Raw genomic sequence first — 10,827 nt, 5'->3', positions numbered from 1 at the left:
TCATGCATAGTAAAAATAGGATCATAAATATAACCTACCATTATTATTCCCCTAAAGAAAATTTTATCACAGGATATATCCAACCCTCTTTTTTTATTTTATCATTAATTGGATAAATAGTATTGCTTTTTATTATTTCATAACCACCATATGCTGCAAGCAAAGCATCAAAAAAATGGTCATTTTTAAAAAAAATATCTTTAAAACTTGTAATTTTTAATTTTTTTAAAATATTATTTTTACTATTTTTATAATCTTTTTTACATAAAAACTCCCCAATCTGCCTTGGAAAAACTTCAAATACCGCTATTTTTTTATCATTGACATATACAAAATCTCCATCATAATTCAAATCTCTTAAAAGCCTTATGGTCCTTGCTGTTACTCTACCTATCCTATCACCAGCTGGCGGCATTGGTTTTATGCCAAATTTCTTAAATATAAAATAGTCTGTATATCTATATAGATACGGATTTGATATCTCTTTTTCCTCTTCTCTTTTTAATGTTTTAAAATCTTTATCACATAAAACTGCCGGGATAGAAAATGGAGAGTCAATTGTCAATATATCAAAAGATAAGCTTTTAATAATTTTTAAAAGATAATCATTGCATTCGATATAACTTTTATGCTTTGGCTCTAAAAAAGGTTCTTTTAAAAATTTGATTTTTTTATCTATTTCACAATAAACAAATGCACTATTGCTACTAAAACATCCGCCTAAATCTATTCCTAAAATTTTCATTTTGATAATTTTATTTTTAGTAACTCTTTACCTTTTTCGACTCCTGGCTGATTGTATGCATCTATTTTAAACATAGCAGCAACTGCGGAAGTTAAAAGCTCAAAATAGTATATAAGATATCCGGCGCTTTTTTCGTTTAGTTCGTTTATCTCTATCAAATCTACAGGCACACCTGCTTGGATAACACTCTCAATTGTTGCGTCGCATTGAGTATTTATAATCGTTTGAAATCTTCTACCATTAACGAAATCGGTCACTTCTAAATATGGAAGAGAAATATGAGGAACTGTAATTGGTAGTTCAAAATTTTTAAGCTTTAAAAAGGTAACACTTTTATCTTTTGGACCATCAACAATAAGCTGTAAAAAAGAGTGCTGATCAATTGAGCCTATAAGTCCTATGGGGGTTAGCCCTACCCTTTTGTTATCAGCATCCCTTTTTCCAAGACTTTCTCCCCAAAGCTGTATATACCATTTATTAAAAGCTTCAAACATTGAAGAGTAAGAAAAAAGAATATTTATATTTATTTTATTTGAGTTTGAATAGTAAAAATATGCTTTTTTAAACATTAAAAGATTGATTTTTTCTTTTAAAAACTCCTCTCTCATTAAATTTGCGCCTTTTAACAACTCTTTTATATCATAACCTAAAATCGCAAGAGGGAAAAGACCTACAGGACTTAAAACCGAAAATCTACCTCCAACATTTTTTGGAATATAAAAAACCTTCCAACCTTTCTCTAAAGAGAGTTTATCAAGAGGTGAGTTTTTATCTGTAATTATGGCAATTTTTTTCTCGATATCGAGTCCTTTGATAGGATCTTGCATTAAAGAAAAAATATATTTTGTTATAGAAATTGTCTCTATCGTAGTTCCAGATTTTGAAATAATTATTATAAAAGCTTTTGAGAGATCTATATTTTTAATACTATTTATTAGATACAATGGATCTAAATTTTCTAAAAAATGGATATTTATGATGTTTCTGTTATGGCTAAATTTCAAAAGAGTATCGATAGCTCTAGTTCCAAGAGAGGAGCCCCCTATACCAATAACTACAAGATCTTTTATTAGATTGTGCGATAGATACTCGTTTGTGGCTATAAAATCATAAATTTCGTCTATTACTTCTTCTTGATTTATAGGTAGATCATAATAGCCGCTAATTCCAGTTTGCATCTCTAAAAGCATTCTATCATATGCCTCTTTTATCTTCAAAGTCGCGTTTTTGTCTTGATCGACTTCAAAAAAAAGCGTTTTTTGAATCATTCTTTTTCCTTTATTATCTGTGCGATAGCTTTACAAAAAGTTTTGCTATCGTTTATACATTCGCTTACAATAAACTCTTTAAATCCCAGCTTTTTAGATAACTCTTTATATTCGATATGAAGTTCAAAAAGAGTTTCGGAGTTATCTAAAATAAAAGATATCGGATATATTATAACCTTTTTATTTTCTATGTTTTTTAGTTTTTCATCTAAACTTGGCTCGAGCCATTTTACAGGGCCAAGTTTTGATTGATAAGCTAAATGGATATCGTTAAAAACAATTCCTCTATCTTTTAGCATATTTTTTAATATTTTTACATTATCTTCAACTTCAAATTTATATGGGTCTCCTTTTTGGATTATCTTTTTAGGTAGAGAGTGAGCGCTAAAAATCAGATCATACTCTTTTGGGTCTTTTTTATTTAGCGCTAAGATTATTTTTTCTATTACAGCTTCGTTATATAACCTATTTTCGTAAAAATTTGCAATATCAAAAAATCTTGCATGATAACCGTAACCTTTAGCACTATTATAAAAATCTTCCAGCGAAGATTTTACGGTGGTTTTTGAATAATGTGGATATAAAGGAAATAAAAAAACCTCTCTTATATTTTTAGCAATAAGCTCTTTTATTACATCCTTTGCAAAAGGCGGAGTATATCTCATAGCATAAGTTATATAATGATCTGGCAAAAACTCTTTTAGATTTTTTATTAATTTTTGAGTATAAAAGTTTAATGGGCTTTTCCCCCCAAGCTTTTCATAATTTGCCTTTGCTTCTTCTTTTCTGGAAGTTGTAATCATATATGCTACAAATTTTCTAAAAAGGCTATTTTTGATAGGTATTATATTTGGGTCATTGAACATATTTTTTAAAAAAATCTCCACCTCTTCTAAATCGTTTGGCCCTCCCATATTTAGCAATACCAAAGCTTTCACGCAATTTCCTTTTTTATATATCTAAAAAATATTCTATCAATATTTAGCTCTTTTTCAATAACCTTGTTTTCAAATATAAAATCTACAAGTTTTTTTGCCATAAAAGAGCCAAACACAAACCCTCTGCCTCCCAATCCGCCGATTATGTATAGATTTTTTACTCTTATTAGATCATTTGGATCTATTTTTTTACCTTTTAAAAGAATAGGATATTTATCAATGGACCTATCTATATCGATAACTTCTCCAATAACCGGCAAGTGATCGTATATACTTGCTCTAACCCCGCAATATAGCGCCAATATCTTTAGTTTTTTAAAATCTACCATTTTTTTTGCTTCATCCATCAAAAATGAGTTTGGTTTAGCCGGACATTGAATACTATCTACTCTGGTATGAGTAGCACCTATAATAATCTTATTTTTAATTTTAGAAGATATTGAAACTCTTTTATGCACAGAATATGGTAGATCAATATCGCTATCAACATCAAATCTAAATCCGGCAACTTTTGAGTATTTTAAAAATTTAGGCAATAACTCTTCCCAAGCTCCCGTGGCCAAAATAACCGATTTTCCTTTTATATTATCTACATAAAAAATATCTTTTATCTTTTTAATATTTTCAACTTTTTTATTTATTACCTTTATATCTTTTAAAAGAGTTTCGCAAACCTCTTTTGCATCTACCAAACCGGCCTCTTTAAAAAAAAGACCTCCATATTTTTTGGCATAATCTTTTAACTCTTTTAGATCGCTTGCTTTTTTCTCCTCAAAATCCACATCCAAAAATTTTTTATACTCTTGGAATTTTTTAGCGTCATCTTCATCTTTTGGAAGTCTTAAAATACCTGTTTGATAAAAAAGATCTTTATTTTTATAAAAATCGACGCTAAATTTAAAAGCTTGGTTTGTATATCTTTGTAATACTCCACCTCGCCCAAGCCTTACAGAAACAAAAGCGCCCGCTGCATTACTGGCACCTTTTGCTATGCCAAACATATCTAAAACAGCTACATTAGCGCCTTTTTTATTTAAAAAATAGGCCATATGAGCCCCGGCACTTCCGGCCCCAACAATTATAAAATCATAAATCACAAAAAACCTTATATGGATATCTCTTTAATATCGGCTATACTTCTAAAAGCTTTATAGATAGAAGCTATTAAATTTTTTCTATTAGATCTTATTTTTTCATCGTCTACGTTAACTAAAACATGATCAAAAAATTTATCAATATCCTCTTTTAAGCCAAAAAGAGCATCAAGTTTTGATTCATAATCTTCATACTCTTTTTTTACAACCTCATTAAATCTATCATATAACTTTTTTTCATACTCACTCTCAAATAATCTTTCATCAACTAAAAGCTCGCTTTCTATATCAACATCTTTAACGATATTTGCAACCCTTTTAAATGTCACAAAAACCTCTTTAAAATCATCGCTTTGAACAATCTCATTAACAGCTTTTATTTTTTTGGAAATTTCTACAAGATCTCTTTCTTTGCTCTCAATTACCGCTTTTATAATAGAAGGATTAACATCAAAAAATTGATAAATTCTCTCTATAAAAAACTCCTCAAGATTTCTTGTATCAAAATCTTTATACTCATCTTTTATCTCATTAAAAATTTTAGAGATATCAAAAGGTATCTGTTCGTTTAAAACTATTCTTATTATCCCGGTCGCAGCTCTTCTTAATCCAAAAGGATCTTTTGATCCACTTGGAATCTTTCCAATGCTAAAAAGAGCCATCAAAGTATCAAGTTTTGTTGAAATTGAAACTATTGAGCTAAAAAGATTTGATGGAAGTTCGCTATCTTCACCTTTAGGAAGATACTGCTCTTTTATCGATAAAGCCACCAGTTCGTCTTCTCCTTGCACTAAAGCATAATAATACCCCATAATCCCCTGCAATTCGGTAAATTCATAAACCATCTGCGATAAAAGATCTGCTTTTGAGACCATTATGGCTCTATCTATCAAAGCTTTTAATTCCCCCTCGGTTAAAGAGGTTTGAGATATCAGTAAATTTTTATATTTTTCAAAAAGATTTAAAGCAATCTTTAACTCTCTTATCTCTTTATCAAATAAGCTTCCAAGCTCATCCATAAAAACTACATCTTTTAAACCTTCAATATCAAGACCATTTTTTATATCGTTTTCCCAAAAAAACAGTGCATCTGAAAGTCTTGCTCTAAGAACTCTTTCGTTACCTTCTATTACCAAAGAAAAATCATCCGTTTTTGCGTTTGAGACAACAATAAAACCGTTATATAAATCATCTTTTTTAAAAACCGGAAAATATCTTTGATGCTCTTTCATACTGGTAATAATAACCTCGGGGGGAAGTTTTAAAAAATCTTTATCAAACCCTCCTAATAGAGCTGTTGGATACTCAGTAATTGCAACTATCTCTTTTAAAAGTTCTTCATCTTTTTCAACTGCTATATTTTTTTCTTTTTCTATATTTTTTATTTCATTTAAAATCTTTTCTTCTCTTTTATCCGGATATATAATAACCCCGCCCGTTTTTAGTTTTTCAAAAAAATCCTTTTGATCTTTGATATATACTTTATCCAAACTTACGCTTCTGTGAACATATGTATAGTTGGAGGAGATTACGGAAAATATATCATAATTTAAAAATTTCTCTCCAAAATTCACAACAGCCCATCTAATAGGCCTTATAAAACTATCTTCATTTTCCCATCTCATAGATCTGCCAAAATCCAATCTTTTTAGCCAACTATTTATCATATTAGCCAAAAGCTCTTCACTATTTTTACCTTCTATCTTTTTCTCAAAATACAAAACCTCTTTGGCATCTTTTTTTACTCTTTTTAGATCTTTTATATCAACCCCACACTTTTTAGCAAAACCGATAGCGGCTTTTGTGGGCTCATTATCTTTAAAAGCTATTTCAACAGGTGGACCATAAAGCTTTTGTATAGTATCTGGCTGAGATAGTGGAAATTCTGGATGCCATAATATAAGCCTTCTTGGAGTATAAAAAAATTCAAACTCGCAAAGTAGTGAATTCTCTTCCAAAATTTTTTCCCATTTTATTTCTATATTTGGTAGCTCTTTTAAAAAAGGAATAGCAGGTAGTTCTTCGACTCCTATCTCTATTAAAAGCGGTTTTAGCATTTTTATCCTTTTAAAATTTCAATTTTTAAATTTTCATTTTTAAATTTCTTAAAATCCTTATCAAAAGTTAAAATCTTTTTGCAATATTTAGTAGCAATTACAAAATGAATTGTATCATTTATATTTTTACACCTTTTTAATTTTTTGCATATTAAAAAAGCTTCATTAATAACTTTTTTATCAATCTCTATATTTACAAAATTTAAAAAAAATTCTACTTTTTCATATTGCTCATCTAAAATATTCAATTTTGATAATATAAAAATATATTCAATAATTACAAGAGGAGATATAAAAAACTCCCTATTTTTTATAGCTTCAAATATTTTTTCTCTTGAAATTTGCAATTTTTTTTCATCTTGGTCAATTGAAAAGTAAACTAATACATTTGTATCAAAATATATCACAATTTACCTCATTTTCAATTTTTAAAATATCAATATTCTTATCAACTTTTGAAACTTTTTTACTAATATTTTCTAATCTTTCAAGAACTCTTTTCATATCTAAATCTTGTTTTGAAATATACTCTTTTAAAGCCTCTTTAATTATTTTGGATTTGCTTTTTTTTAACTGTTTTGATAATAAATTTAGCTTCACTTCAATATCTTTATCAAGTCTAACGCTTATCATTATCCCTCCTATTATGGGATCAAAACCTGTTTTTTGCTATTTTACATATTGTATCACAATACGTAATACAATGTCAATTTAAAGCAATTAAAAATTTCATTTATCATCTTCCCCTCTTTTATGATGCCCCTTTTGATGGTGATAACCAACAATTAGCCATATCATAAACAGAACAAAAAGCGCAACTACAACAAAATCTATAATCTCTTTCATATATATCCTTAAAAATTACTCTTTGCAAAAATTTTTTATATTTTGTTTTATCCCTTCATATAAGATTATTCCAACACTTACAGATAGATTTAGACTTCTTCCGCTTTTGCACATAGGTATAGTTATAGCGTTTTGCCAATTTTTTTCCATAAACTCCATTGGGAGTCCTTTGGTTTCGCTTCCAAATATCAAAAAATCCCCTTTTTCAAATTTAACTTCAAAATATGGCTTTTTTGATTTTGTAGTGGCGAAAAAAAATCTATCAATTTTTTCTCCATTCTCTTTTAAAAAATCCTCTAAACTTTCCCAAACAACCAAATCAAGCTTTTCCCAATAATCCAACCCTGCCCTTTTAACCGCTTTTTCGCTTATGTCAAATCCTAAAGGTTTTATTAGATGCAAAGTTGAGTTTGTGTTTACGCAAAGTCTGCCTATATTTCCAGTATTTGGCGGGATTTGAGGATTTACCAAAACTATGTTAAACATAGACTATCCTAAATCAAAAAATAACCGTTTTATTTGCATAAACAAAAATTCTATCTTCAATAGCAAGTTTTAGAGCTCTTGCCAATACAACTTTTTCAACGTCTCTACCGGCATTTCTCATATCTTGCCATGAGTAGGTATGATCTACGTGAATAACATCTTGAGCAATAATTGGACCTTCATCTAAGTTATTATTTACAAAATGAGCGGTTGCTCCAATAATTTTTACTCCTCTATTAAACGCTTGTTTATAAGGGTTGGCTCCTATGAAAGCCGGTAAAAAAGAGTGATGAATATTGATGATTTTATTTTCATATTTTTCTACAAACTCAGGAGTCAAAATCCTCATATACTTTGCTAAAACTATATAATCGATACTATCAAACATCTCAAGTAGATTTAAAATTTTCTCTTCATGTTCGCTTCTTTGCAAAGAGTCGTGGGGCACATGAAAATATTCAATTCCAAACTTTTCTACAAGTGGCCTTAAAATATCATAGTTTGAGATAACTGCCAAAATATCCGCTTCAAGCTCTCCATCATAATGTCTTATTAAAATATCTCCTAAAACGTGAGACTCTTTTGTAGCCATTAAGACTATCTTCTTTTTTTTGGGCTCCACTATTTTTATATTTGCTCCTTTTGGCAGTTGAGAGCTTAAAGAAAGATATAGATTATCTTTATCGATTTTACCGCTTACTTCACTTCTCATAAAAAATTTCCCATTTATCTCATCAACAAATTCGTCATTTTTTTCTATATTAAGATCATTTTCAAAAAAGACTTTCGATATTTTATAAACAAGCCCTTTTTCATCTTTTGAATCTATTAAAACTCTATAATTTTTCATATCCTTCCTTTATAAAGCTCTTTAATCTTTTTTAATCTTCTTCTTCTAAGTTCCTCTCCAAGCTCTTTTCCGCTAAAACCCTCTTTTAATAGATCTTTTGCAAAAACTCCCCCATCAAAACTTTTTTCCCATATATCAAATTTTTTGGCTCTTTTTTTTACATCTTTTTTATAGTTTCCAAGCCATCTATTTATAGGATACAACATCGAAAGCGCTACCAAAAACCTATCTGTTCTATTTTTTGGTATAAATTTTTGTTTTCTAAAAATTTTATAATATTCGTTGGGTGTTTGTAAAATATCCAAAAAATAGTTGTAGTTTTTGTGCAAATTTTTTGAAATTATAAATAAAAAATAAAATTTATAGATATCTTTTTCAAAAAAATCTCTATTTTTAACAAGCTCAAAAGCGCTTTTGTAAAAAAAAGCTTTATTTACGGATATTTTAAAAATCTTTTGCCAAATTTTTAGCGCCAAAAGATAATAAAGCCCATAATGTAAAAATTTTCCTTTAAACATCTTTTCAAATTCCCAAAATATCCTTTCTTTGCTTAGATCGTTTAAATCTATCTTTTTCATTATCATACATGATCTATCTTCTATCTTATACCCAAATCTTGCGCTAAATTGCATACCTCTTAAAACTCTTAAACTATCCTCTTTAAATTTTGTTTCATCTATAATAGAGATTTTTTTATTGAAAATATCCTCTATTCCTCCCCAAAAATCAAGAATCTTTCCAGTAAAAACGTTTAACATTAAAGCGTTCATTTTAAAATCTCTTCTAATGCTTGCTTCTTTTTCATCTTTTGCCAATTTTACCCTAAAGCCTCTATGCCCTTCATTTACTTTACTCTCCACCCTTGGAAGGGAAATATCGATATTTTCTTTATATTTGTATACAAAAAAACTTTTCCCTACTCCTTTTGCGCCTATTTTTTCCATAATTTTTTCAAAAATTTGTGGCTCTATCGAATAAACTTCTATATCCAAGTCCACTATATCAAGATCTTCTTTTTGGAACCTTTTTCTTATCATATCTCTAACGGCACCGCCAACAAGATAGACTCTTGAAGTATAAGGAGAAAAAATCTTTTTTAAAAAATGTAGTTCATTTTGAAGTTTTTTGGGTAGAAGTTTTTCAAAATCGGGGAAAAGATCCCCATGTTCAATCTTGTGACGCATATTGAGCTATTAATGATCCCATCTCATTTGTAGTTACTATCTCTTTAGCGTCAAAACTGCTGATGTCTTTTGTTCTGTAACCCTCTTTTAATACCTGTTTTATCGCGTTATCTATCCTATCAGCGGCTTTTTCTTCTCCAAGTTTATATCTTAGCATCATGCTCGCACTCGCAATCGTAGCTATAGGATTTGCTATACCTTGACCGGCAATATCCGGCGCGCTTCCGTGAATAGGCTCAAATAGAGCATATTTTTCTCCAATACTCGCACTTGGCAAAAGACCTATCGATCCGCTCAACATACTCGCTTCATCGCTTAAAATATCTCCAAAAATATTTCCAGTTAAAATAACATCAAACTGTTTAGGATCACGTATTAGTTGCATAGCCGCGTTATCTACATACATATGCTCTAAGGTAACGCCAGGATATTCTTTTGAAACTTCCTCAACGGTCTCTCTCCAAAGCTGACTAACCTCCAATACGTTTGCTTTATCAACCGAAGTTACCCTGTTTTTTCTTTTTTTTGCGCTTTCAAAAGCAACTTTTGCTATTCTTACAATCTCATCTTTAGTATATACCATCGTATTATATGCTCTATCTTTTTCCAACGCCCTTGGCTTGCCAAAATAAATACCCCCAATAAGCTCCCTTACAACCATAAGATCTACGCCTTTTATGACATCCGGTTTTAACGTGCTTGCGTTTATCAACTCATCATATACGATAACAGGCCTTAAATTTGCAAAAACTCCAAGGGCTTTTCTAAATCTCAAAAGTCCGCTTTCTGGTCTTTTATCTCTTGGAAGATTATCCCATTTCTCTCCGCCTATAGCGCCAAAAAGTATCGCATCGGCGTTTTTTGCCCCTTCAATGGTTTCTTCCGGCAGAGGATCACCATAAACATCATATGCCGCTCCTCCCATTAGATACTCTTTATAAGAGAGTTCAAATCCCTCTTTTACGCTTACCGCGTCCAATACTTTAATCGCTTCGTCAACTATCTCAGGGCCTATCCCATCGCCTTTAATAACGGCAATTTTATATTTTCTCATTACTCCTCCAAAATTAGTCATCAAAATTGGGAATTTGGAATTTGGAATTAGTAAATTTCATTCTATTTTCCCACTTTCTAACTTTTTCACTTTCTAACTATAAAATTAACCACTCAACCACTCAACCACTCAACTATTTTAACCAACCGCAAACTTGCTTCGCTTCACTCACCTTCGTTTGCTTCAAGGTAAACTGGCTGTTCCTATGTTCGCCACTAAATTCCTTGAATTTAGGACTCACATATAGTAACAGCCTTCGCTCGGGCACGGGAGAGCCGTTAAAAAATCGTAAACTGCTTTACGAT

At 30.2% G+C, this 10,827-nt stretch carries 11 protein-coding genes; all 11 read right to left on the bottom strand.

The genetic code is table 11. The annotated features are described in order from the left end of the window. Window positions 1–43: 43 nt before the first annotated feature. The 11 genes from AC30RD_RS03145 to leuB all read right to left on the bottom strand — a co-directional run bounded on the left by AC30RD_RS03145 (window position 44) and on the right by leuB (window position 10,522). A complete protein-coding gene (locus AC30RD_RS03145; protein ID WP_489492763.1) occupies window positions 44–745 on the bottom strand; it encodes a hypothetical protein in 702 nt (233 codons plus the stop codon). Then, entirely contained in the window at window positions 742–2,013 is a 1,272-nt protein-coding gene (locus AC30RD_RS03140) for a glucose-6-phosphate isomerase (RefSeq protein WP_489492762.1), read from the bottom strand. The genes AC30RD_RS03145 and AC30RD_RS03140 overlap by 4 nt, the downstream gene beginning before the upstream one ends. Further along, entirely contained in the window at window positions 2,010–2,951 is a 942-nt protein-coding gene (hemH, locus tag AC30RD_RS03135; RefSeq protein WP_489492761.1) for a ferrochelatase, read from the bottom strand. The genes AC30RD_RS03140 and hemH overlap by 4 nt, the downstream gene beginning before the upstream one ends. Further along, the gene (locus tag AC30RD_RS03130; protein WP_489492760.1) at window positions 2,948–4,048 is read right to left on the bottom strand and encodes an NAD(P)/FAD-dependent oxidoreductase; all 1,101 of its coding nucleotides are present in this window, start codon (window positions 4,046–4,048) and stop codon (window positions 2,948–2,950) included. The genes hemH and AC30RD_RS03130 overlap by 4 nt, the downstream gene beginning before the upstream one ends. A gap of 8 nt (window positions 4,049–4,056) precedes the next feature. Next, on the bottom strand, window positions 4,057–6,102 hold the full coding sequence (gene glyS, locus AC30RD_RS03125) for a glycine--tRNA ligase subunit beta (RefSeq protein ID WP_489492758.1): 2,046 nt from the start codon (window positions 6,100–6,102) through the stop codon (window positions 4,057–4,059). Window positions 6,103–6,104: 2 nt separating this feature from the next. Next, window positions 6,105–6,509: a type II toxin-antitoxin system VapC family toxin gene (locus AC30RD_RS03120; RefSeq protein WP_489492757.1), complete on the bottom strand. Its 405-nt coding sequence runs from the start codon at window positions 6,507–6,509 to the stop codon at window positions 6,105–6,107. After that, complete coding sequence (locus AC30RD_RS03115; protein WP_489492756.1) at window positions 6,496–6,735, bottom strand: ribbon-helix-helix protein, CopG family; 240 nt, start codon at window positions 6,733–6,735, stop codon at window positions 6,496–6,498. The genes AC30RD_RS03120 and AC30RD_RS03115 overlap by 14 nt, the downstream gene beginning before the upstream one ends. A gap of 228 nt (window positions 6,736–6,963) precedes the next feature. Further along, a complete protein-coding gene (locus AC30RD_RS03110; RefSeq protein ID WP_489492755.1) occupies window positions 6,964–7,434 on the bottom strand; it encodes a tRNA (cytidine(34)-2'-O)-methyltransferase in 471 nt (156 codons plus the stop codon). Between the two features lie 13 nt (window positions 7,435–7,447). Continuing rightward, window positions 7,448–8,284 carry a formyltetrahydrofolate deformylase gene (gene purU, locus AC30RD_RS03105; RefSeq protein ID WP_489492754.1) on the bottom strand — a complete coding sequence of 279 codons (837 nt, stop codon included), beginning with the start codon at window positions 8,282–8,284 and terminating at the stop codon, window positions 7,448–7,450. Continuing rightward, a complete protein-coding gene (locus AC30RD_RS03100) occupies window positions 8,281–9,468 on the bottom strand; it encodes a tRNA nucleotidyltransferase/poly(A) polymerase family protein (protein ID WP_489492753.1) in 1,188 nt (395 codons plus the stop codon). The genes purU and AC30RD_RS03100 overlap by 4 nt, the downstream gene beginning before the upstream one ends. Beyond that, window positions 9,452–10,522: a 3-isopropylmalate dehydrogenase gene (leuB, locus tag AC30RD_RS03095; RefSeq protein ID WP_489492752.1), complete on the bottom strand. Its 1,071-nt coding sequence runs from the start codon at window positions 10,520–10,522 to the stop codon at window positions 9,452–9,454. Before leuB ends, AC30RD_RS03100 begins: the two co-directional genes overlap by 17 nt. Between the last annotated feature and the right edge of the window lie 305 nt (window positions 10,523–10,827).

The organism is Nitrosophilus sp. (genome assembly GCF_982775275.1).
This window is presented reverse-complemented; position numbering and strand designations above follow the sequence as displayed.